This is a genomic window from Sphingobacterium gobiense, from assembly GCF_002980575.1.
In the GTDB taxonomy this organism is placed as follows: domain Bacteria; phylum Bacteroidota; class Bacteroidia; order Sphingobacteriales; family Sphingobacteriaceae; genus Sphingobacterium; species Sphingobacterium gobiense.
The window spans coordinates 606,863-630,423 of the sequence record NZ_PVBS01000001.1; the positions used below are offsets into that span (position 1 = coordinate 606,863).

A 23,561-nucleotide genomic window follows, 5' to 3' on the forward strand; every position below is an offset into this window, starting at 1 on the left:
AAGATGGAAAGAAATTATGTGAAAATAGGCGTGGCCGGTCCGGTAGGTTCCGGAAAGACGGCCTTGATTGAAAGATTAACAAGATCGATGTCAGAAGATTACAGCATCTGTGTTGTTACAAATGATATATATACGCGCGAAGATGCGCAGTTTCTACAGAAAAATTCGGCATTACCGGCGGAACGCATTGCAGGCGTGGAAACAGGCGGATGTCCACATACGGCTATCCGTGAAGATGCATCCATGAATATTGAAGCAGTGGAGGATCTGGCGCAGAAGTTCCCGGATACACAAATCATCTTTATAGAAAGTGGGGGTGATAATCTTACGGCTACGTTTAGCCCCGATTTAGCAGATGTAACCATCTTTGTAATTGATGTGGCCGAGGGCGAAAAGATCCCACGGAAAGGCGGACCGGGAATCACACGTTCGGATTTATTGCTGATTAATAAGATAGATTTGGCTCCTTATGTGAACGCTGATTTGGGCGTAATGGAAAGTGATGCTAAAAGAATGCGAGGCGAACGGCCATTTATCTTTACGAACCTAATGACGTTGCAAGGACTCGAAGATGTCAAAAATTGGATTAAAAAACATGCTTTATTAGAGCAATAACGGTCGGTATTGATGGATAGTATAATCAAGATTAATGTAGAACGGGAAGGGCATCGGAGTCTGTTAAAGGAGAGCTACCATAATGCACCATATAAACTCACGCATTATGGTTCGCCCCGAGCACAGGATCATTTGGAAATGATTATCATGAGTGCTTCTCCGGGGATTTTGGACAAAGATTCGCTGGTAATCGATGTACACGTAAAAGAAAATGCGCATTTGAAACTTTTTACGCAGTCTTTTAATAAGCTACATCCCATGAAAGAGGGTGCTTCTCAAGAGACGAATGTACGATTGGACAAGGATAGTGTTTTTAACTACGTGCCACATCCCGTAACCCCTTTTAAGGATTCTATTTTTAAGACGGTCAATACGATCCATGTCAATGATGATGCAACCTTGATTTGGGGTGATATTATCAGTGCTGGAAGAATACATCGAAACGAAGTGTTTGCTTTCCAAAAATTGCACAGCATCACACGTATTTATAAAGATGGCAAATTGCTGGTGACGGATAATCAGTGTTTATTACCCCGGGAGCAACCGGTATCTGATATGTTGTTTTTTGAAGGATATACGCATCAGGCGACTTTGTTTTATTGTGGCCCATTCGCGAAGCTAATGAAAGACGAGATGGATGAGATTCTAACGATGGAGTATGAGGATGTCTCGTTTGGATTTACTGAATGTGCGAATAACACACTCTTGCTGCGTGCAGTGGGTACCGATGGTGAATTATTGTATAGTTTTTTAACCATGTTGGCGCAAATGTGTTGGGTCTTTACCCATGATCAATTAGCGGTAAAAGCGGAAGAAGCGATGAAGCTTGAAGCTGAAACAGCACAGCGAGATGTGGCGAGTACGGATCTCGAGGATACACCAAAGAGAACAGAGCCGAAAGGAATAACCTCCAAAACGGTGGATACGAAAACGGCTGGCAAAAAGAAGACGGTAAGTAAAGGAAAGAAAGCAATAAAAAAAGACACTGAACGGAAGACAAGTAAGAAAGCGGTTTAAATATACAGATTGATATGCACGAGTTAGGTATTGTTAAAGATATTTTTAGAACGTTAGAAGAGGCTTACCCGGATAAATATGAAGCTATTATCAAAATTAATCTGGAGGCAGGCCTGTTAAGCAGCTTGCAACCGATATTGATTCAGAACGCCTTTGAAGCGTATGTATTGGATGATACAAGGTTTAAAAATACGGAATTAGAAGTATCTATATTACCTATCATAGCGTATTGCAAAAGTTGTGATAAACAGTTTGAAGTGAAATATCACCGATTTGTATGCGACTGTGGGGAACCATCAGATCGCATAATACAAGGTGAAGAATTAAGAATTAGTCAAGTAACATTTCAGGAGGATAAATAATGAGTAACCCAACAACCCCAAAGAGTAATCAAATGCCGGTAGGTTCGGTCCAGTGTGATAATACCACCCTGAATCTATTGAAGGCCAACGATTTCGTGGCGAAAGCAATTCGAGAGCGTCTGAAAGATGTCTGTGTTATTAACGTATGTTCTTCGCCTGGAAGCGGAAAAACGACTTTGATGCAGGAAACAGGTAAGCGTTTAAGTAGCGAGTTAAACATCGCGGTTTTAGTGGGCGACCCCGAAACCGAACGGGATGCTGTACGTATGCGCGAAGTTGGCATCAATGCTTTACAAATTGTGACAGGCGGTATGTGTCATATCGAAGCACAGATGGTTTTGCAAGCACTGGATCATATCAATTTAGAGGGCGTTGATTTGTTGTTTATTGAGAATGTAGGCAATTTGCTTTGCCCTGCTGCATTCGACTTAGGAGAGGATTACCGCGTCACATTACTGGCTTCTACCGAAGGTGATGATAAACCAAAGAAGTATCCGCGTATGTTCCTAACAAGCGAATTGATGCTCGTTTCAAAAGCAGATTTATTGCCTTATGTCCCGTTCTCGATTGAAGCGGTAACAAAAGATGCACGTGAAGTTAATCCCAATTTGGAAATGATATCAATCAGTACACTAAATGGTGACGGTATTGATGCATGGTGCAACTGGTTGAAAGAGAAAGTGGCTGCAAAAAAGGCTGTGAGCCTAGCATAAAAACGATAAAAATGCATGCTTCCGATCCAAAAATAGACTTTTTACCGCTCCAATGGTATGAGGTCAATCGAACAGTAATCAGACGGAAGACCGAGGGAGGCAGTGATGTTTCCCTCTCTCGGTTTCCAAAGATGCCTATCCACGACGGCGAGGTTGTCTACGCTACAGATGAGGTTATTGTGAAAGCGCGGATTCAACCTTGTACATGTATCGTGTTATATACGGACGATATGGCGACCATTGGAAGCTTTTGCTTTGATGTGGGCAATCGTCATTTGCCTATATTTTGTATAGACGATAAAATCGTCGTGTCTTACGATGGGCGTCTGTTTCAAGCGCTATTTGGCAAATATGGGGAAAAGGTAAAGATGGAGACCAAAGTACTTGATGCGGAATATGCCATCAAAGCTTTCGGAAATTATCTGTAAGAAGATTGGTACAATATAAAATGATACAAAGATATACAGGTCTAGGTTTTAGATACGCGGCGTTATGGTGGGGTATTGCATTGCTGATGGCGAGCTGTCAACAAACTACACATAGCCATAAGGAAGGCAGCGCTTATATTGCGGAAGACAGCAGGGGCTTAACAATAACACTAAGCCAGCCTGCAAAACGAGTGGTGGTGCTGTTTGAACCGATGGTGGACGAACTGTATATGTTGCAGGCAGGGGCAAGCATCGTGGGCATTCCTGAACAGGTGTATCAAAATGAGTCTTCTTATCAGTTTTTGTCTAAATTAGATAAACGTATAGCGCGTAAAGAAATTGCAACACCCACCTATGGTGGGCGAGCGAATAACGTGGAGTCTATTGTAGGGTTAAGGCCGGACTTGGCTATTGTGTATGAGCAAGATAAGGAAACCATCGTTCAGTTGGAAGAGTTAAACATCCCCGTTTATGCTGTTTCCAGCAAAAATAAAGAGCGTATTTACAAAGAATTACGGGGTGTTGCTACATTAGTGGATAAAGAGGAGCGAGCCGAGGAGCTTATTTCGTATGTAGACGAAGAGTTGATCAAAATGGAAAGACCGGTGGATAGCGTTCGTAAAAAGGTATATTATGCCTGGTCCAAGGGGCGTATACTCTCGACTTCCGGCAAGGGTTCACTGATGGATTTATCAATCGAGGCGGCGGGCGCGACAAATGCTTGCACGTTGGAAATGGAAGCTCCGAATATCGGAGCCGAATCGCTGTATAGCTGGAATCCGGATATTATTGTGCTATGGAATTCTAAGCTGGCGGATGTCTATACACTTAAGGAGTTAGCTGCCCTTCCTGCAGTGAAAAATAAAGAGGTGTATGTATTGACACCCACGTTCAATTTTGATCCACATACCCTTAAATTTATGCTTTTTGCCAAGCAGTTGCGGCATTGGTGTTATCCGGAAGAAAGCGTGGAACTTTTGGAAACCCAAATCCAAGAGGCAATGGACAAGCTCTATTACAGTGCGAAGGAGGAGGCCTAAATGATGCAACAGCGTTTGAAGATCCTTCTACTCGTCTTAATGCCACTTGTGGTGTTGTTTTTCTCACTGTCTTTGGGGAGCACAGGCTATATAGGCATACTGGATTTAACCCACTATACTTGGATGGCTGTACAGCGGTTTTGGAGTGAGATGTTGGGAGAATCGTATACTGATACCGAGACTATCCTCTGGCAGGTCCGCTTACCCCGTATTTTACTTACTTTTATGGTTGGAGCTGCATTGGCGGTTTCGGGAGGGGTGTTGCAAGCCATCTTCAGAAATCCAATTGTCGACCCGTTTTCATTAGGTATATCTTCCGGTGCGGCTTTCGGTGCGGCATTGTCCATGTTGATACCGTTGATACCAATTAATCTCTCTGCATTTTTATTTGGGGTGTTAGCGGTGGGAATTACTTATCTCGTATCTTATTCGGGTGTACGGACCTCGCTGATAACGATGGTACTGTCGGGAATGATTATAACAGGGGTTTTTACTGCATTCTTGACCATATTGCAGTATTTGAGTGACCCCTATAAATTACAGGCCATTGTGCAATGGACAATGGGGAATCTGCATACCGCTTCCTGGGATAAGGTGCAAACGGCATTTTTACCGATAGGGGGTGGATTGGCGGCTATTGCTGCACTTCGCTGGAAGCTCAATTTATTGGCGCTTGGTGATCAAGAAGCATTGGCAGTGGGGGTCAATCCCCGAAATATTAAATTTATTATTGTAGGACTTGCAACCATGATTACAGCATCGGCTGTTGCTTCGGTGGGCATGATTAGTTTATTCGGGTTGATTGTGCCTCATATCAGCCGTATCGTTTTCGGACCTAACAATCAAATAGGTGTTTTCGCTAATATGAGTATCGGTGGGACATTTCTGCTGCTGATTGATGATTTCTCACGTGCTGTTATGCCATTTGAAATTCCGGTGGGTGTATTCACCATGATCTTGGGTGCGCCTTTATTTATTTATCTAATGCGTAAAAATGCTGTAAACTGGAATGCATGAAAGAGTTGATACAGATTCATAACCTCTCCTTTTCATTCGGAAAGCAGCAGGTGCTGGCTGAACTGACGGCAAATTTCTATGCGTCGGAGCTGACGGTTATTCTCGGCAGAAACGGGAGCGGAAAATCTACTCTTTTTAATATTCTATCGGGTATGGAACGTCTCTATAAAGGCGAAGTGCTGTTTGGCAGTCAAGACCGGAAACACATCAAATCGGGAAAGAACAGTGGTTTTCGGATCGGCTTCATGACGCAATTTCACCAGACTACTTTTCCGTTTACCGTGTTCGATGTGGTACTAACAGGTCGAGCCGCATTTTCTAGATTTGCTCCGAGTCAAGTAGACTTGGATTTGGTGGCGGAAAATCTGCGTGCTTTCCGGTTGTGGCACTTAAAGGATAAACCGTATACGGCGCTTTCGGGAGGGGAGCGGCAATTGGTTTTGCTATGCCGCATCTTAGTGCAACAACCGGATGTATTGCTACTCGATGAACCGACAAATCACCTGGACCTGCATTACCAAGTCGCGGTGATGGAACATCTCAAGCGTTTGGTCGAAACCGGTACAACAGTGGTGTCTGTGATGCATGATCCTAATCTCGCACTTTTATATGGCGATCGATTTTATGTGATGCAAGACAAAAAATTACATGAGTTGGAAGAGAAAGACCCGGCTGTGTTGCTTTCCACTTTAGAAAACACGTATAATGTTGCTTTAACAGATGTCCAGCATGCCGGACGAACATTTATAATACCTAAACGGAAGCCTTTATGATAAACGATATTGAAATATTACCGGTAGGTGTACGAGATCGTGAGGAAGTTATCGCGTATGTATTGAAAACACGGGAACGTCTATTTCCCATGTTGAACCATCAAGTTATACCGAAAGATTTGGAAGAATTTTCTTCAACATATGTACACACGAATATAGGTGCTTTTTTGCAAGCGCGTACCAAACAAGGAAAGCTTATCGGCACCATAGGCATGATGGCATATGATAATCGTTTCCCCTATTTTTCTTTTACAGGGAGCAAGATTGTCGAAGTTGCGAGGTTATATGTTGAGCCCGACTACCGGAAATCGGGTCTCGGGACAGCACTTGTACAGCGATTGAAAACTATAGGACAGCAGCAGGGTGTTGAATTGCTGTATTTACATACACATCCTTTTCTGGAAGGTGCATATGAGTTTTGGTTAAAGCAGGGGTTTGATTTGGTATTGTCATGTGAAGAATCTGGTTTTGAGACGTTGCATATGACACTGGATAAGACGAAAGTGATAACGACGGATACGTTTAGTTCTTTTATGGAAAATCGCTGATGGCCAGAGTTTTTTATACTTTTTGTTTACTGTGTTATGCAGTAATGAGTTATGGGCAAGTGGATACAACCGCCGTAACGTTAGAAGAAATACTGGTTACCGGTAGGCGGAACAATTCGTATTTAATCAATACGACGGAGCTTGGTGGTAAATTTTCGGGAATTTTGAAAGATCTGCCTCAATCGGTATCGTTAGTGAGTCGTGAATTCATGGAGGATAGACAAGCTTTTCAGATTACGGATATGGTACAGGACCTGGCGGGTGTGAGCCAGGCATCTGTTTATGACGACTTAACCATACGAGGTTTTAATAGCGGGTATACAAGTGGTCTCCGTCTGGTGAACGGGATGCGTTCAGCCTATGGCTACGGGACTAGTTTTTGGCGCGCACCATTAACAGCAAATTTGGAAAGTATCGAGGTGTTGAAAGGTCCAGGGGCTTCGCTCTTTGGTGATATCGTACCGGGTGGTACAATTAATTTGGTGACGAAAAAGCCGCTTGAAGAACAAAAAACGAGTATTGGTTTTAGTGTTGGAAGCTTTCAAACGCTCCGATCTACACTGGATATGGGTGGTCCTTTGGATAAAGACAACCGATTTTTGTATAGACTCAATCTCGCTTACGAAGCCTCGCGTACATTTCGAGATAATAACCAGCGAAAAAATATATTGATTGCACCCTCTTTTACATTTCGTCCTGCAGAAGGAACACAGATTGATGTGGACTTAACCTATGATGATTTTGATGGGTTTTTGGATAGAGGTCTAGGCATCCGTAATAATGATTTTTATGCGCAGGATAGGGCGTTCAATGTAAACCAGCCGACAGATTTTTACCGTTCCAAGTTCTTGACATTTTCGACTCGTTTTTCACAAAGCATCACCAGCGATTTGTCTTTGCATGTAAATTACATGAAATCAATATACAGTGAAGAATTGAATGAACTCCGTACACTGAATACGTATGCTAATCCGCCCGAGAATACCATTATGAACATGCGCTTTCTTTCGAAGAAGGTGAAGGATTATACGGATAATCTCGTAAGTTATCTAAGCTACAACCTGCAAAAGCCAGGCTATGCACATCGTTTCGTGCTGGGGGTAGACTATGCACAATATGGAGGGGATAAAAATAATGTACAGCGCGAGGCTAGACGCCGTGTGCTAGATGGAGAAGAAGTGCCGTTGACCATTGATCTAGAAAGCCCGGTACGGGATGTTATCGATGTAAGTTCTTACGTGTGGCTAGCCCAGGCTGAATTTCCGTTTTTGAACCCGTACAAAAGCATAGGTCTTTATCTGCAAGACCAGATGACTATTGGTGAACGCCTAAACGTTATTGCCGGCTTGCGACATGAATATTACCGGTCAAGTAGTGCGGATTTGGCGCGGTCGTATGAAACGAGCCAACACGCTTGGTTACCGCGCTTCGGGTTGACATACCATATCAATGACCAAATGAATTATTTCGCCAGCTATTCGCAAGGATATGTTCCGGTGGGAGCAGATTTTATTCACAACCACGAACAATACGGTGCGGATCGCCCGTTTTTGCCTGAGCGTAGTTTTCAAGTGGAGACCGGATTGAAAGCAGGTTTCTTTAGCAATCAATTGCAAACAGAGCTTTCTATATTCCATATCGGTAGAGAGAATATGCTAATTGCTACAGGTGAAATGAGCGATAGTGGTTTTCCGGTATATAGGCAATCGGGCGAGGTTATCTCGCAAGGGGTAGAATTGGATTTCAGAGGGCAGGTAACGAAAGAATTCCAGGTGATGGCAAATTACAGCTTTAACCGTACAGAGGTGAAATCTTCATCGAGAGAAATGGAGGTCGGTATGCCGTTAGCTAATGCACCAAAACATATGGGAAGCATATGGATGAAGTATGTTATTCCGGATGCCACGTTAAGAGGACTGGGATTTGGTGGTGGAATGAATTTTATGAACAGCAGGCGGATGGAGAACCCTATGGCAATAGACGATCATGGGAATATGGCCTGGGGAGAATGGCCTGCGTACCAAGTCTGGAATGCCGCATTATATTATCATATAAATGGAGCCCGGCTGAGCCTCAATGTCAATAATATATTGGATAAGTATTATTATTTAGGTGGTTTTGATTATACAAGGGGTTTTGTAGGGACGCCGCGCACAGCGATGCTGTCTTTAGGCTTTTCGTTTTAGTTTCGCTCATTGGTGCTATCTTCAACAGTGCCAGGGAATACGGTAAACAATTTGGATAGTTGTTTGTACTATTATATGGGGATAATTCATAAACTCCGTATAACAAAAAGCGCGCATGAAAGACACGCAGAACTTGGAAGACCGTCTCGAAAGTATAACACAACCGAACGACAGTAAATATTTTACCAAAAAAAACGTTAATACCAATAGCCCAAAACCGCGTTTACGTGTAGTAGACGCGATCGTCGTTATCATTGGTGTCGTCGTAGGAGCAGGTATTTTTCGCACGTCATCCATTGTTGCCGCGAATACAGGCAGTTCGGAATTATTTCTCGGTGTGTGGGTTTTGGGTGGCGTGATTTCCCTTATTGGTGCGATGTGCTATGCGGAATTGAGTACAGCTTTTCCCAATACGGGCGGGGATTATCATTTTTTACACCGTGCTTTTGGTCGACGCTTTGCATTTCTGTTTGCTTGGGCAAGGATGAGTATCATCCAAACGGGTTCCATAGCCTTGTTGGCGTTTATAGTAGGTGATTATATGAGTGAGTTGTACAGGGTTGGCGCGTTCTCTTCTTCGATTTATGCTGCACTGGTTGTCATAGGGCTTACATGTGTTAATGTTATCGGCGTGCACGTCGGAACCGGTGCACAAAAGCTGTTTGTTTGTTTGCAATTCATCGGTTTACTCGTTTTGGTTATCGCTGGTTTTTTGTTCGTGCCCGAAAATAACGTTAGTACAGCCCTAGAACCTGTCAGTTCGGGTATAACACCGGCAATAGGAGGCGCTATGGTGATGGTGTTATTAACTTTCGGAGGCTGGAATGAAGCGGGGTACATATCGGCAGAGATGCGTGGAGGCAGTAAGAAGATGGCGTTGGTTATGATAGCCAGCATCCTAATCATCACGGCCATTTATATATTGATTAATTTAGCGTATCTCAACGTCTTAGGCATTGAAGGACTGGCGTCGTCGGAAGCGGTGGGGGTAGAAACAATGCGTGTCGTTATGGGAGAGACGGGGGTGTTTTTTATAGGTTTATTGGTGATTCTCGCTTCGTTGACATCCACTAACGCTACTATTTTTACCGGCGCGCGTACCAATCACGCGCTGGGTAGGGATTTTCCAATTTTTTCTTTTATGCGGACATGGAAATCCGAAACCTCCACACCTGTAAATGCACTTTTGGTGCAAGGGGCAATTGCGGTTTTACTGATTATTGTCGGCTCGTTTGCCCGAAGTGGATTCGAATCTATGGTGGATTTTACAGCACCAATTTTTTGGTTTTTTATTTTGTGTACTGGGTTGTCACTCTTTGTCTTGCGTTACAGAGAACCCGATGCGCCTCGTCCGTTTAAGGTGCCATTGTATCCCGTGCTCCCCATTATTTTTTGCCTTACCTCCTTGTATTTATTATACTCTAGCCTAATGTTCGCTGGAAAAGGAGCGTGGCTTGGCGTCGGTGTATTGTTACTGGGAATGGTGTTCTTCTTTTTCATACCGAAATTAAAAAAAAAGGTATGATTTAGGAGTACCGTACTATGGTACACTTGGTTTGTATACTTAAATGAAAAATAATGTTTGACTCTTTAAATTTAAAAAAAAATGAATGCATTGAAAAATTATTTACTGGTCTTTTGTTTATTGGTAGGCTTCCAGGTATTTGCACAGAAGCCTAATTTGGACGTTCCATATGTGCCTACTAAGCAAGCAGTAGTGGATGCGATGTTAGATCTGGCGGGAGTGAAGGCAGGGGATATCCACTATGATTTGGGCTGCGGTGATGGACGTATCGCAATCTCCGCTGCCAAACGTGGAGCTACATCGACAGGCGTTGATCTAGATCCAGAGCGTATTAAGGAGGCAAACGAAAATGCGAAAGAAGCAGGTGTAACTGATAAAGTTAACTTCATACAGGGGAATCTATTTGATTTTGACTTTAGCAAAGCCGATGTATTGACGCTGTATTTACTACCACAGGTCAATTTAAAGTTACGTCCGAAAATCCTGGAAGAATTAAAGCCGGGAACGCGCATTGTCTCACATGCTTTTGATATGGGTGACTGGGAACCTGAAAAAACCATTACCGTAGATGGTAGTACCATTTTCTTATGGACTGTTCCGAATCGCTAAATTATATTTATAAAGCCGTAGATAATGCGGCTTTACAAATATAATTACCAGCCTCTTATAGCTCCACCTTTAAATACCTTGTTTGCTACTGCTTCCACTTCTTCCGATTGATAAGCTTTTGCAAAACTCAATACTTTTTCGTCCTTCTTGTTGTCTTCCCGACTCACGATGATATTCACGTAAGGCGATTTCTCGTTTTCTACAAAAATACCATCGTCTTTTGCTGTCAGATTGTGGCTTGCTGCAAAATTATTGTTGATAACGGCTACGGCAACCTTGTCATCATCCAATGTCCGTGGTAACTGGGGAGCTTCTAATTCAATAATTTTAAGGTTCAATTCATTTTTAGTAATATCTTGTAAACGAGGGAGTAATCCTACATTATCTCGAAGGCGGATAAGACCAACTTCCTGTATAAGTAAAAGGGCTCTACCCAAATTTGTTGGATCATTAGGAATAACCACCGTATCTCCGGATTTAAGTTCGCTAATGGTCTTTATTTTCTTGGAATAGCCAGCCATCGGATAAACGAAGGTGTTTCCGACAACGGACAGCTTGTATCCTCTACTTGCCATTTGATCGTCCAAATAGGGCGTGGTTTGGAATACGTTGACGTCAATATCACCTTGATGTAAAGCCTCGTTTGGCATGACGTAATCGTTAAAAGAAACCAATTCGACTTCCAGGTTGTACTTTTCTTTTGCTACCTTTTTCGCTTCCTCTGCCAAACTATATTCAGGGCCTGCCTGTACACCTACCCGAAGGATATCCGAAGAACGATTTGCGCCACCACAGGATAAAAGGGAAGCTATGATAATCGCTGAACTAAATAAAAATTTGATTGTGTTGTGCATATTTTTAATACTTTATAAATAAGCCATCTATTAACCATTAACAATTGGCATCATTTCCTATGGTCTACATATTTTGATAATCGGTCACCGATAAACTGTATCCCGAATACGATACCAATAAGTAGTACAAGCACCATATTCATAATCAACGCATCATAGCCGACATAACCGTATTGATACCCAATATGTCCTAGCCCCCCGGCACCTACGGCGCCACCCATTGCGGAATACCCCACTAGGGTGATCAGTGTTAGGGAAGCGCTGTTTATTAATGCCGGAAGTGCTTCTGGAATAAGTACTTTGCGAACAATCTGCATCGTCGTGGCTCCCATGGATCGTGCCGCTTCGATAATCCCGTAGGGTATTTCTAATAAGCAATTCTCTACTAACCGCGCGACGAACGGCGCAGCACCGATGCTCAACGGCACGATAGCAGCGTTCATGCCGATCGATGTCCCTACTAATGCACGGGTGAACGGAATCATCCATACGATGAGGATAATAAAAGGAATTGAACGGAAAATATTTACAAAAAATGCAATAGTACTATTCAACGGTTTGTTTGCAAGCAATTGCCGTTCACGTGTTAAGAATAATAATATGCCTAGTGGAAGTCCAAGCAGAAAGCTGAAAAATCCGGAGGAAAAGGTCATCACGATCGTTTCCCACGTACCCTTTGCCAATAGCCAAAATGTTGCTTCAGACATATTCACTTTAATTAATCAATAGTCAATGTTGGGTTCAACAATTCCTGGGTGATGGGGGATTTCGGATGGTCAAATAATGCGTTTACTTCGTTTTCTTCCACCAATTCACCTTCGGATATAACAGTGACGCGGTTGCATATCGCACGTACTACTTCCATTTGATGAGTAATCAATATGATGGTAATACCCAGCTCGCGGTTGATACGTTTCAGTAGAGACAGGATAGAACGTGTGGTTTGTGGATCCAACGCACTGGTAGCTTCATCACAAAGCAGTATCTCCGGATCAGAAGCTAATGCTCTGGCGATAGCCACGCGTTGCTTTTGTCCGCCGGATAGCGCGGCCGGATATTCTTCTCGTTTTTCCGATAAGTCCACCATGTTAAGCAGGTTATCTACTTTTTCCTTTATTTCCCCTTTGGTCATCTTTGTTAACTGCAGTGGAAAAGCCACATTGTCGAAAACGGTACGCGATGAAAGCAAGTTAAAATGTTGAAATATCATCCCAATTTTTCGACGAAAAGGAATCAATTCTTTCTCCGAAAGCGATACAATATTCTTATTGGACAGATATATGTTTCCCGAGGTGGGACGTTCTAACAAGTTAATGGTTCGTACAAGCGTACTCTTTCCAGAACCGGAATAACCGATAATGCCAAAAATATCTCCCTTCTCGATGTGGAGCGTAATATTCCTCAGGGCTTGAATTTCCCTTTTTTTCTTATAGAATATTTTGCTTACCTGCTCTAGCTTAATCATATAATCTAGTGCAAAGATAGTGTTTTGTTATTTTGCTTGTATAAAAAAAGTCGGTATACCCTATTGATATACCGACGCGGTAGTTATCCTCTATAGGCTTTTTTTAATTTAAGGTGAATTTAAACCCTAATGTAAAACGAGCTGGTTCGAAGTTACTTCTGTTGGAGAGGTTCCACCAAGGTTTCCAGTCGAAGTGGAAAGCGAGTGGGGCTGACGGAATTTTGAATTCCAATCCTGCCGCCGGACGAAGCGCAAAATAGGTACGGTCATCATTCCTGTCGTCATACCACCAACGGCCACCGTCGATAAACGCAAGTTGAGGACCGACTCCTACATACCAATTCAATCCATTTGTCCCGGCAATAGCCTGGTTATATGAATAATCCACGCCTAATACCGTCACGTCATCTCCGAATAGTACTTGGGCATTTCCTGCGTTTGCACCATCAAAAAAGTGCTTTATTTGTGGCCCGACCAAGGTCGGTCCATCTCCTAAGTCGATTCCTAGCCCCAATGCCGTCCGATAACGTGCCTGTGCATTCACCTCGTTTGTACCGATGGCCAAGAACGAAGCGGCTAATAAAGATAAAAATACTTTCTTCATATTATTTGTAATTTCAAAACTTATCGGTTATCGATAAATGTGTTCTATAAAAACAGAAAAAGAGCAAATAGTCTGCCAAATCTTTTCCTTCGTTCGTCATCCGACTGTTTGAAAAAAAAATATTTTTTAGAAAATAACAAAAATTCGTATATTTGTCCGGCAAATAGAAACTCCAAAGATATTTGCCATATGCAATTAGATCCACAAAAATTCGTAGCAGAAGGTCTCACCTACGACGATGTTTTATTAATTCCTGCTTATTCAGAAATTTTGCCTCGCGATGTTGACACGAGTACGCAACTTACCAAGAAAATACGCTTGAATATTCCCTTGGTCTCTGCCGCAATGGATACCGTGACGGGAGCTGATTTAGCGATAGCCATCGCGCAAGCTGGCGGAATAGGAATGTTGCATAAAAATATGTCCATAGACGAGCAAGCGGCTGAGGTGCGTAAGGTAAAGCGTTCAGAGAGCGGAATGATACAGGACCCTGTTACCTTGTTGGAAGGATCGACCGTCGGTGACGCTTTCAAGATTATGAAAGAGCACAAGATAGGCGGTATTCCAATTGTTAGCAATAATAGAAAGCTTGTTGGTATTGTCACTAACCGTGATCTTCGGTTTCAGAAAGATATGTCTATGCCAATTACCGAACTAATGACAAAGACGAATTTGGTCGTGGCGCCGGAGGGAACAGACTTAATTCGCGCAGAGGAAATTTTACAGGATTATAAAATTGAGAAGTTACCTGTAGTAGATACAGAAGGAAACTTAAAGGGACTCATTACTTTTAAAGATATTCAAAAATATAAGCATTTTCCGAATGCCGCCAAAGATAGCCATGGTCGTTTGTTAGTGGGTGCTGCAGTAGGTGTAACTGCGGACACGTTAGAACGTGTCGCGGCATTGGCGAAAGCAGGTGTGGATGTTGTGACCATCGATACGGCGCATGGGCATTCTAAAGGTGTAATCGAGAAGTTGAAAGAGGTCAAATCAACATTCCCGGAACTGCAGATCATCGTAGGGAATATTGCTACAGGAGCGGCGGCAAAAGCGTTGGCAGAAGCCGGAGCAGATGCTGTAAAAGTAGGGATTGGTCCAGGGTCTATCTGTACTACACGGATTATTGCAGGCGTTGGTGTGCCACAGTTATATGCGGTGTATGAGGTGGCGAAGGCCTTGAAAGGTTCTGGAGTACCATTAATTGCTGACGGTGGTATTAAACAAACTGGAGATATTGCCAAAGCTATCGCTGCTGGAGCAGATACCATTATGGCAGGCTCGTTATTTGCCGGAGTAGAAGAAGCGCCTGGGGAGACCATTATCTATGAAGGACGTAAGTTTAAATCGTATAGAGGTATGGGTTCGGTGGAAGCGATGGAGAAAGGCTCTAAAGACCGTTATTTTCAAGATGTGGAAGAGGATATTAAAAAATTAGTGCCAGAAGGTATCGTGGGACGCGTGCCTTACAAAGGGACGTTAGCAGAGGTCGTATATCAATACATCGGTGGGTTAAGAGCATCTATGGGATACTGCGGTGCGGGTTCCATCGAAAAATTGAAAGAAGCACAGTTTGTACGGATTACCGGCGCAGGTCTACGAGAGTCGCATCCGCATAACATCTCCATTACGAAAGAAGCGCCTAACTACAGTAGGGGATAAAGATTCGATATATGCCTATAGTTATTTGGATTTGAATGCTGTAATTACTAAATTGCTTTTATTCGATCAATAATTGTAAATTTAAAATACAAAACTATGGGTAAAGGAGATAAAAAAACACGTAGAGGGAAAATTATTATGGGATCGTATGGAAAGAAAAGACCAGGAAAACGTCCCAAAGCAAAAGCGGAAGATAAAAAAGAGAAAGCTGTCTAAAAAGACAGCTTTTTTATGAAATAGATTTAAAGCACAGGATCGTACGCTTTAAACTGTTCTCTTGGCTCAAAGTAATTCCACAAAATATTGGATATTTTTCTGATTAATACCTCAGCTTCGTTATCGGGTGTCCAGCTTTGATCGTTGTTGTTTTTTGTTAGAACAGCAAAAGCATAATCACCCGATGGTGCATGGACAAACACGATTTCATTACGTGTCTGGTTCAATGCGCCTGTCTTGGAGGCTGTTGCGATATGCGCCGGAAGTTGTGACAGCGCCTCTCCGTTATAGTATTGATTTTTTAAATAGCGATACATTTTATCCGAAAGACGTGGAGTGATGGCTTTACCTTCTCTTATCATGGTCATTAGCTGTACGATTTCACGAGGCGTGGTTTGTCCCCAACCGTATTTTTCCCAAATTTCCTGGCGACCCGCTGTGCGCGAATTCACTTTGGTATTCGGGAGCCCCAATTTGTCCATTAGCTGATTGATCGCCGTTCCGCCGCCCGCAAGTTCCTGACACCAGATCGAAGTTACATTGTCACTATAGGTAAGCATCAAGGAAACCATTGTAGAGAGATTGGTTTTAGAGCTATCTTTATAAAACTGCATCAGTCCTGAGCCTCCGTATATACGGTCTGCATCGTAGATATGCGCGTCGCTAAGTTTTAGTTGTCCGCGTTCTATCTTGTCGAAAACACCTACCAATATAGGGACTTTGACAACGCTTGCCGTTGGGAAGAGGGTATCTGCATGTATAGCTACGGTTTTATTTTTTTTAAAATGCTGCACGAATATACCTACATCACCTTGGAAATCTTTGATTTCCTTTTGTAACATGCGCTCCAATTTGGCGTCACTTTTTTGCGCATAACTAACCATAGCTATCGTAAAGGAAAAAACGAATATAAACAAACCGTGTTTCATCTGTATAGTATAGATTTCTTATATAACATTGTCGTATTGTTTATACGCGCCAATCATTGCCTTATTTTGCCTTAAATTTGCCGTAAGAATCAAGTATATATGCCCGTACGTCTTCAGGTGATGCTGTCTCTATGAATTCCAACGATGGGCGGAACTGTTCTCTGAACAGCGCCATTTCTGTATCGGTAAGGGGCACCGTTGCACGAATTACCCGTTCGTTAAATAACCGATCGACTTTTCGATTATTTTGTTCTTCTAGCAGGAGATCCAGATTTTTTCGAGCGTTCTTGCTTTGTCTCCCAAATAGGCGGGAAAGCGAAATCCGTAGACCACCACGATTTTGCGACGCTTCTGTTACTTGTCCCTCGTTTTTGGCCTTTTCTATTTCAAGGGCTAGACGACTGTCTGTAAGACGACTTATTACAATCTCGTCGATCACGATAGATTTGCTATCCCGGACAAGATAGATGCGTTGTAATCCTTCCTCATAAATAAAAGCCGTGTCTACCTCGTATCCCGGTTGAGTAAAGGTTAATAAGTCATTGATGTTTCCGGATATGGTAAAATTCCCTTCCACATCCGTCTCGGTTGTCTTATTCGTCCGAAGGTTCTTTACAGTAACTTCTCTCAATCGCTGGCTGCTCTCCAGTTCATGCACAATACCCTTTATCTCCTGCGCATTTACTACAAGGCCTGTGCCGAACCCAAAAAGCAATAAAAAGAAAAGGCACGTGTAATGTTGTATCTGTATTCTCATCATATTTTCAATCTTATATCTCATAACTACTTGTCACTCATCACTAATTTCTCGGCCAGACGTTATTATTCGGATCGATATCCGGATAAACGTTATCGGGGTCGATAACTACTTTTACTAGCTTTTCCGTGGATTTGAGTTTAAAACGCCAAGACGTATTACGTTGCCATATTTCCACCGGAAGCTTTTTCCTTATTTTTTTTCCAGACTCAGTCGTTGCTTCGATAACGACGGGCATGGGCAGTTTTTGCAGATTGTCTATCGTGATGACGGCGCCATTTTTAGGGTCTAGACCGTCGTATTCTACCGATCTGATGGCTTGGTCCAAAGCCCAATTATGCTTAAACCAGCCGCGCCAGAACCAAGCTAGGTTTTCACCTGTTTCATTTTCCATGGTGCGGAAAAAGTCGTCTGGTGTGGGATGTTTATATGCCCAATACGCGATGTACTGGCGAAAAGCGTTATCGAAGCGTTCTGCGCCAATCACTTCATCGCGTAGCAGCCGAAGACCGTAAGCAGGTTTATAATAGGCGAGGACACCGATGTTTTTTTCTTTCATATTTTGCGGGGAAGACATAATAGGTTCTAAATCAGGTCTGGAAAATGCGGGTGTCATGCTGTTACGGTTACCGAACTTTTTATGATATTCTCCCTTGTTGAAAGCTTCGGTTGATAGGCCATTAATAAATGTATTAAAGCCTTCGTCCATCCAGGCATGTAGACGCTCGTTGCTCCCAACAATCATTGGGAACCAATTGTGCCCAAACTCGTGATCAGTTACGCCCCACAGATTACCTGCTTTCGCTGTATGGCCGCAGAACGAGATAGCGGGGTACTCCATACCACCTACGTTGGAAGCAACATTGACAGCTACTGGATAAGGATACGCAAACCACTTTTTGCTGTAATGCTCAATGGATGCTTTGGTGTATTCTGTCGAACGTTCCCATGCATTGCCTCCATTGCTTTCCGCAGGATAAGCAGACAGGGCCAACGCATTTTTTCCGCTAGGGTTGTTGATTTTGGCTCCGTCAATAATAAAAGCTTTTGAGGAAGCCCAGGCGAAATCATGGGCATTATCTAACTTGTATTTCCACGTCAGGCGCTTTTTGTTCGGACGTGAGGCAGGATTGGTCACTTCTTCTGCTGATCGGATTAAGACCGTTTTTTCGCTTCCAGCAGCTTCTTTATATCGGGAAAACTGTTCGGACGTCCACACTTCGGCTGGGTTGAGAAGCTCTCCGCCCGCAACGACAATGTGGTCGGCAGGCGCATCGATCTCCACTTGATAATTTCCAAATTCAAGATAGAATTCACCTGGACCGGTATAGGGTTCTGTATTCCAGCCGGCAATGTCATCATAAACGCACACTCGGGGGTACCATTGGGCGATGGTATAGATCTTACCATTTTTAGTGTCCAATATTCCTGTACGGTCAGCTCCGTATGTCGGAACGGTATAAGAGAATTCCAGTTCCAAACTAACTGAGTTCCCACCAGCTTTTAGTACTGCCGGCAATTCCAACCGCATCCGCGTATCAATGACCGTGTAGGATGCCGTTGCGCCATTTGAAAAACGAAAGTTCTTCAATTGGAATCCTCCCTTAAATTCAGATTCTGCTGAGCCGTATCGACTATCCTCTAGGGGGATGGTCGCTTGTCCACGTGATTCCGCGTGGAAGAGGTTTTGATCTAATTGGAACCAAAGATATTCTAAGTCGTCTGGGCTATTATTGGTATAATTGATTGTCAACCGCCCAGAAACCTCGTCGGTTTGCTCATCCAATGATACTTTAATCGTATAATCTGCACGGTTTTGCCAGTAGGCGTGCCCCGGTTTTCCACTTGCAGAACGGTAGGGAGAGCCGTTTTGTGTATAAAAAATGGGATTAAAAGCCTCTGTATAATTGTATACGCTGTTGGTCTGCGCATCTACTTGGCCAGCAGCCAATAGCACCGTCGTAAGCGATGCATAGATAAATTTTTTAATCATCGTGCTATTTAAGTTTTGCTTGATACTCCTCTTCATCAAATCCTATTATAATACCTTTAGGTGACTCTATTAAAGGCCTTTTAATCATGCTGTTATTTTTTAAAAGGATTTGATTGGCTGAATCGGCGTCCACTACTGTAGTTTGTTCTCCTGGACTTAACTTCCGCCAGGTCGTTCCTTTTTTATTTACCAAAGCTTCCCAGGATATCTCGTTTTCCCACGCTTCCAATTGCTTTAAAGTAGCAGGTTCTTTTTTGTAATCGTGAAAAGTGTAAGCGATTTCGTTTTCATCCAACCATGTCAATGCTTTTTTTACCGTATTGCAGTTCTTGATTCCGTATACCTGTAATGCCATTTCTATTCTCTTTGTGTTTGTACGTGATAAAGATATTAATATTATTAAAAATTAATACTGTTCTTATCGAAATCATCGAGGTCTTAATTTCTTTAATACCGCTACTTTTTGAATTTTTCGTTTATGCTCCTGACTTTGGATCGCTACTTACCGTGTATTTTTTACACTAAGTGTTGTATGGTATAAAAAAACTCCATACCTTTAGTCTCAAGTAACATAAATAATAGAAGAAAAATATGAGCCTAAAAGATTTTAAGGGTGTTTTAACTGGCGATCAGGTACAAGAGCTATTTGAGATTGCTAAAAAACATAAATTTGCTTTACCTGCGGTAAATGTGATTGGGACGAATTCTATCAACGCCGTCATGGAAACAGCAAAAGCTGCAAACTCACCAGTAATTATCCAATTATCCAATGGTGGTGCACAATTTTATGCAGGTAAATCCTTGAACAATGACGGACTGCAAGCCTGTATTTTGGGAGCAGTATCTGCTGCTCAGCACGTTCATCTGCTAGCAGAGCACTACGGCGTGGCAGTTATATTACATACAGACCATGCAGCTAAAAAGTTATTGCCATGGATTGATGGTCTTTTGGATGCGGGCGAAAAATTCTTTGCACAACACGGAAAACCATTGTTCTCTTCTCATATGCTGGATCTATCGGAAGAACCAATTGAAGAGAATATCGAGATTTCCAGGAAATATTTAGAGCGGATGAAGCCGCTTGGCATGACTGTCGAAATTGAATTGGGTGTGACTGGAGGAGAAGAAGACGGTGTTGACAACACGGATGTAGATAGTTCAAAATTGTATACACAGCCAGAAGAAGTGGCGTATGCTTATGAGGAGCTATCCAAAGTGTCTGATAAGTTTACCGTAGCAGCGGCATTTGGAAACGTACATGGCGTATATAAACCCGGCAATGTGAAACTGCAACCGGTTATTTTGCATAATTCTCAAGAATACATTCGGGAGAAGTTTAAGCTGTCTGCAGAGAAGCCGGTAAATTTTGTTTTCCACGGTGGTTCGGGTTCGTCGCCAGAAGAGATTGCGGAAGCTATTTCGTATGGTGCGATTAAAATGAACATTGATACCGATATGCAATGGGCATTCTGGGATGGTGTCCGTGCCTATGAAGCGAAAAATCGAGATTACTTACAGGCGCAGATCGGTAGTCCAGACGGCGCGGATTCTCCTAACAAAAAGTATTATGATCCACGTGTTTGGTTACGTAAAGGGGAGGAGACCTTTGTAGAACGTCTAAAACAAGCTTTTAGCGAATTGAACGCTATAGACGCGAATACGAAACTTTAATTATTATTTATCGGTGATTTTCCGAGATCTAGCTCACGGCCCTAAAAGTCGTGAGCTATTTTTTTTGATCTTTCTTTTTCTTAAAAATTCCTTAATAATTTTTTTTGTGTCATGCTTTTTGTTATATTTATAGAAGAACGATGTAGATATGAATAAGCAGCGATTTTTGAGTTTTTTAGAGTTTGAGAAACGTTATTCTGCTCATACCATTTCGGCCTATGCCCTAGAGATAGACCGTTTCTTAGATTTTCTATCAACTGAAAAAATAACGTTTGAGGACGTGGATTATCGCGTTATCCGACATTATCTGGCAGTAATGAAAGAGAACGGTAGACAAGCCTCAAGCATCAATCGCTCTATATCGTCCCTGCGTTCTTTTTATAAATTCTTAGTTAGAGAAGGCTTTGTGACTTCAAGTCCTATGCAGTTGGTTCAAGCACTCAAAACACCAAAGAAATTGCCCGTGGTGGTCGAACAGGAAAAAATGGTGGATTTATTAGATATGGGCAGCACGGATCCCGATAGTTTTGAGGAGGCGCGCGACTTCGTTATTTTAGAATTACTGTTCGGTACGGGGATGCGGCTTTCCGAATTGCTAGCAATTCGTGAACGCGATATCGACATCTATAATAGGAGAGTACGTATATTTGGTAAACGAGGTAAAGAAAGGCTAGTACCTGTTCACCAAACGCTGTTGGAAGAAATTAGGCGCTATTTGATGTTGAAATATGCACAAGATTTTAAAAACAAATCCATGCATTTAATCGTTACCAAAGAAGGAAAGCAGGCGTATCCCTCGTTGGTTTATCGAACTGTACAGCGGTATCTAGGGCGCATTACTTCGCAACAGAAGAAAAGCCCACATGTATTGCGGCATACCTTCGCGACTACGCTCTTGAATAACGGTGCGGATTTGAATGCAATAAAGGAACTGCTGGGGCATGCCGGGTTAGCGGCAACGCAGATTTACACACACAACTCTGTGGAAAGATTGAAATCTATTTATAAACAAGCCCATCCAAAGGCTTAAAAAAAGGAGGAAAAATGAACATTACTGTGCAATCTATCAAGTTTGATGCTGATCAAAAATTAGTTGAGTTTATCAAGAGGAAAACAGTTAAACTAGAACAGTTTTTAGACAACATCATCGAAAGTGTATGTTATCTTCGTTTGGAAAATGTTGACGATGAAGCCAACAAAGTTGTGGAACTGAAGATGAACATCCCCGGTAACCAGTTATTTGCCAAAGCACAGGCGAAAAGTTTCGAAGAAGCAACTGATCTTGTAGTAGAATCACTCAGACGACAGATAAATAAACATAAGACCAAAACGCGAACGGCTGTAAGTAATCACAAAGAATTACTGAGCAATCCTGAAGAGGAATTTTAAAATAATGAAATTGTAGAAAAAGAGAAGCTGATCGAAAGGTCAGCTTTTTTTATGTATTATTCTCGAAATTTATTTGGATTGAATCTTAATAACCTATATATTTGCTCAGCGAATTCAAAAGAGAAATGATTTGTCCATTAGCACAAGTAGAAGAAGTATTTAAAACAAAGCACGGCGCTGTATACCAATGTAGTCGGAAAAACTGCTATTGGCTAGAATTCCAACAAACAACGACCGCTTTTAAGATTTCTGATTTTTTTCTATTGAAAAAGCGTATAGACGCTTTGGATATCGCTCGTATGCTTGCCGACACCTCGCGCAATGCTGATTTTGAAATTATAATGCCTCACCGCACCGAACGATGCTTTATTCTGTCCGTTCAAGATATACTAAACTTAAGGGAAATTTTAACCGGTGCGAAGTTTATGATTGAGTTGAACAGCGAAGTGAAGAAGATTCTCCGTAAAGATGCTGTTCTTGCTATTTAGTTTTAAATTGTACTGATTCTAAACTACTTAAGATCGTCTACGTGTAATTTAGACTTAATTTGTATTGTGTTTTCTTTCTGCTTTTTGGGCTTTCTTAGTTTATCTTTGCATAAACAATGTGAGGAATACATTGTTATTTAGAGTATATCAGATTATTAAAGAAGAATAAACATGAAAGATTTATTGAAATTAAAATCCTCACTAACAGAGGAGATAGAAAATATATTAAATGCGCAGGTAAAGGTAGAAGCACATGCTTCGGCACTTTATTTAGCGATGTCTTCTTGGTGTGACGATCAAGGACTTGACAACTCAGCTACGTTTTTTGCTAAACAGGCGGATGAGGAACGCGAGCATATGTTGAAACTATTTAACTACATCAATAATCGCGGAGGACGCGCTATTTCTCCTGAAATTACAAACATACCTGTAGATTTTGAATCTTTCCGTGGTGTCTTTGAACAAACATTAGAGCAGGAAATGCACGTAACAGAGCAGTTTAACAATATTGCGGACAGATGTATGAAAGCAAAAGATTATGTTACGTTTAATTTTGTACAATGGTTTTTAGAAGAGCAGGTTGAAGAAGAATACGTTGCTCGCCGTATCTTGGAATTGTTTGACGTGATTGGCGAAGAGGGCACAGGTCGTTGGGAAATCGATAAACATTTAGTGAAAGTGACATTTGACGGAGAATAGT

The 23,561-nt window shown here is 42.2% G+C and carries 27 protein-coding genes; 19 read left to right on the forward strand and 8 right to left on the reverse strand.

Going from position 1 to position 23,561, the window contains the following annotated elements:
* Positions 1-3: 3 nt before the first annotated feature.
* From ureG to C5749_RS02710, 12 genes are all read left to right on the forward strand, one after another.
* Entirely contained in the window at positions 4-615 is a 612-nt protein-coding gene (ureG, locus tag C5749_RS02655; protein ID WP_105722763.1) for an urease accessory protein UreG, read from the forward strand.
* Positions 616-627: 12 nt separating this feature from the next.
* Positions 628-1,632 carry an urease accessory protein UreD gene (locus C5749_RS02660; RefSeq protein ID WP_105722765.1) on the forward strand — a complete coding sequence of 335 codons (1,005 nt, stop codon included), beginning with the start codon at positions 628-630 and terminating at the stop codon, positions 1,630-1,632.
* Between the two features lie 14 nt (positions 1,633-1,646).
* Positions 1,647-1,994, forward strand: coding sequence for a hydrogenase maturation nickel metallochaperone HypA/HybF (locus C5749_RS02665; protein WP_105722767.1), 348 nt, complete (start codon positions 1,647-1,649; stop codon positions 1,992-1,994).
* Positions 1,994-2,707 carry a hydrogenase nickel incorporation protein HypB gene (hypB, locus tag C5749_RS02670; RefSeq protein ID WP_105722769.1) on the forward strand — a complete coding sequence of 238 codons (714 nt, stop codon included), beginning with the start codon at positions 1,994-1,996 and terminating at the stop codon, positions 2,705-2,707. The genes C5749_RS02665 and hypB overlap by 1 nt, the downstream gene beginning before the upstream one ends.
* An 11-nt stretch (positions 2,708-2,718) precedes the next feature.
* Positions 2,719-3,135, forward strand: a complete 417-nt coding sequence (locus tag C5749_RS02675) for an urease accessory protein UreE (RefSeq protein ID WP_105722771.1) — start codon at positions 2,719-2,721, stop codon at positions 3,133-3,135.
* Between the two features lie 20 nt (positions 3,136-3,155).
* Complete coding sequence (locus C5749_RS02680) at positions 3,156-4,175, forward strand: ABC transporter substrate-binding protein (protein WP_105722773.1); 1,020 nt, start codon at positions 3,156-3,158, stop codon at positions 4,173-4,175.
* Positions 4,176-5,192 carry a FecCD family ABC transporter permease gene (locus C5749_RS02685; RefSeq protein WP_245893595.1) on the forward strand — a complete coding sequence of 339 codons (1,017 nt, stop codon included), beginning with the start codon at positions 4,176-4,178 and terminating at the stop codon, positions 5,190-5,192. It begins immediately after the preceding gene.
* A complete protein-coding gene (locus tag C5749_RS02690) occupies positions 5,189-5,965 on the forward strand; it encodes an ABC transporter ATP-binding protein (RefSeq protein ID WP_105722775.1) in 777 nt (258 codons plus the stop codon). The genes C5749_RS02685 and C5749_RS02690 overlap by 4 nt, the downstream gene beginning before the upstream one ends.
* The gene (locus C5749_RS02695; protein WP_105722777.1) at positions 5,962-6,513 is read left to right on the forward strand and encodes a GNAT family N-acetyltransferase; all 552 of its coding nucleotides are present in this window, start codon (positions 5,962-5,964) and stop codon (positions 6,511-6,513) included. Before C5749_RS02690 ends, C5749_RS02695 begins: the two co-directional genes overlap by 4 nt.
* A complete protein-coding gene (locus tag C5749_RS02700) occupies positions 6,513-8,699 on the forward strand; it encodes a TonB-dependent siderophore receptor (RefSeq protein WP_105722779.1) in 2,187 nt (728 codons plus the stop codon). Before C5749_RS02695 ends, C5749_RS02700 begins: the two co-directional genes overlap by 1 nt.
* 115 nt (positions 8,700-8,814) lie before the next feature.
* On the forward strand, positions 8,815-10,224 hold the full coding sequence (locus C5749_RS02705) for an APC family permease (RefSeq protein ID WP_105722781.1): 1,410 nt from the start codon (positions 8,815-8,817) through the stop codon (positions 10,222-10,224).
* Positions 10,225-10,305: 81 nt separating this feature from the next.
* On the forward strand, positions 10,306-10,833 hold the full coding sequence (locus tag C5749_RS02710) for an SAM-dependent methyltransferase (RefSeq protein WP_105722783.1): 528 nt from the start codon (positions 10,306-10,308) through the stop codon (positions 10,831-10,833).
* Between the two features lie 44 nt (positions 10,834-10,877).
* Here C5749_RS02710 and metQ read toward each other — a convergent pair whose 3' ends face one another.
* The 4 genes from metQ to C5749_RS02730 form a co-directional block, all read right to left on the reverse strand.
* Complete coding sequence (metQ, locus tag C5749_RS02715) at positions 10,878-11,687, reverse strand: methionine ABC transporter substrate-binding lipoprotein MetQ (RefSeq protein ID WP_105722785.1); 810 nt, start codon at positions 11,685-11,687, stop codon at positions 10,878-10,880.
* Positions 11,688-11,737: 50 nt separating this feature from the next.
* Positions 11,738-12,394, reverse strand: coding sequence for a methionine ABC transporter permease MetI (gene metI / locus C5749_RS02720; RefSeq protein WP_105722787.1), 657 nt, complete (start codon positions 12,392-12,394; stop codon positions 11,738-11,740).
* 11 nt (positions 12,395-12,405) lie between these two features.
* The gene (locus tag C5749_RS02725) at positions 12,406-13,152 is read right to left on the reverse strand and encodes a methionine ABC transporter ATP-binding protein (RefSeq protein ID WP_105722789.1); all 747 of its coding nucleotides are present in this window, start codon (positions 13,150-13,152) and stop codon (positions 12,406-12,408) included.
* Positions 13,153-13,255: 103 nt separating this feature from the next.
* Positions 13,256-13,756, reverse strand: coding sequence for a hypothetical protein (locus tag C5749_RS02730; protein WP_105718686.1), 501 nt, complete (start codon positions 13,754-13,756; stop codon positions 13,256-13,258).
* 189 nt (positions 13,757-13,945) lie between these two features.
* Here C5749_RS02730 and guaB point away from each other — a divergent pair, with 189 nt between their 5' ends.
* Positions 13,946-15,418 (forward strand): IMP dehydrogenase, encoded by a 1,473-nt coding sequence (gene guaB / locus C5749_RS02735; protein ID WP_105725149.1) that lies wholly within the window; start codon positions 13,946-13,948, stop codon positions 15,416-15,418.
* 96 nt (positions 15,419-15,514) lie between these two features.
* Entirely contained in the window at positions 15,515-15,634 is a 120-nt protein-coding gene (locus C5749_RS02740; RefSeq protein WP_105722790.1) for a 30S ribosomal protein THX, read from the forward strand.
* Positions 15,635-15,660: 26 nt separating this feature from the next.
* On the opposite strand, the gene C5749_RS02745 is transcribed toward C5749_RS02740, so the two are convergent.
* The 4 genes from C5749_RS02745 to C5749_RS02760 all read right to left on the reverse strand — a co-directional run bounded on the left by C5749_RS02745 (position 15,661) and on the right by C5749_RS02760 (position 19,668).
* Complete coding sequence (locus C5749_RS02745; protein WP_105722792.1) at positions 15,661-16,563, reverse strand: serine hydrolase; 903 nt, start codon at positions 16,561-16,563, stop codon at positions 15,661-15,663.
* A gap of 61 nt (positions 16,564-16,624) precedes the next feature.
* The gene (locus C5749_RS02750; RefSeq protein ID WP_146113666.1) at positions 16,625-17,323 is read right to left on the reverse strand and encodes a hypothetical protein; all 699 of its coding nucleotides are present in this window, start codon (positions 17,321-17,323) and stop codon (positions 16,625-16,627) included.
* 40 nt (positions 17,324-17,363) lie between these two features.
* Complete coding sequence (locus tag C5749_RS02755) at positions 17,364-19,313, reverse strand: M1 family metallopeptidase (RefSeq protein ID WP_181151260.1); 1,950 nt, start codon at positions 19,311-19,313, stop codon at positions 17,364-17,366.
* 4 nt (positions 19,314-19,317) lie between these two features.
* Positions 19,318-19,668 (reverse strand): ArsC family reductase, encoded by a 351-nt coding sequence (locus C5749_RS02760; RefSeq protein WP_105722796.1) that lies wholly within the window; start codon positions 19,666-19,668, stop codon positions 19,318-19,320.
* 236 nt (positions 19,669-19,904) lie between these two features.
* On the opposite strand from C5749_RS02760, the gene fbaA reads away from it, so the two are divergent.
* The 5 genes from fbaA (at position 19,905) to C5749_RS02785 (ending at position 23,560) form a co-directional block, all read left to right on the forward strand.
* Positions 19,905-20,984 carry a class II fructose-bisphosphate aldolase gene (gene fbaA, locus C5749_RS02765; RefSeq protein WP_105722798.1) on the forward strand — a complete coding sequence of 360 codons (1,080 nt, stop codon included), beginning with the start codon at positions 19,905-19,907 and terminating at the stop codon, positions 20,982-20,984.
* Positions 20,985-21,132: 148 nt separating this feature from the next.
* Positions 21,133-22,014: a tyrosine-type recombinase/integrase gene (locus C5749_RS02770; RefSeq protein ID WP_105722800.1), complete on the forward strand. Its 882-nt coding sequence runs from the start codon at positions 21,133-21,135 to the stop codon at positions 22,012-22,014.
* A 14-nt stretch (positions 22,015-22,028) separates the two neighbouring features.
* Positions 22,029-22,373 carry a ribosome hibernation-promoting factor, HPF/YfiA family gene (hpf, locus tag C5749_RS02775; protein WP_105722802.1) on the forward strand — a complete coding sequence of 115 codons (345 nt, stop codon included), beginning with the start codon at positions 22,029-22,031 and terminating at the stop codon, positions 22,371-22,373.
* 125 nt (positions 22,374-22,498) lie between these two features.
* Entirely contained in the window at positions 22,499-22,861 is a 363-nt protein-coding gene (locus tag C5749_RS02780) for a hypothetical protein (protein WP_105722804.1), read from the forward strand.
* Between the two features lie 171 nt (positions 22,862-23,032).
* A complete protein-coding gene (locus tag C5749_RS02785; protein WP_105722806.1) occupies positions 23,033-23,560 on the forward strand; it encodes a ferritin in 528 nt (175 codons plus the stop codon).
* The last annotated feature ends 1 nt before the right edge of the window (position 23,561 follow it).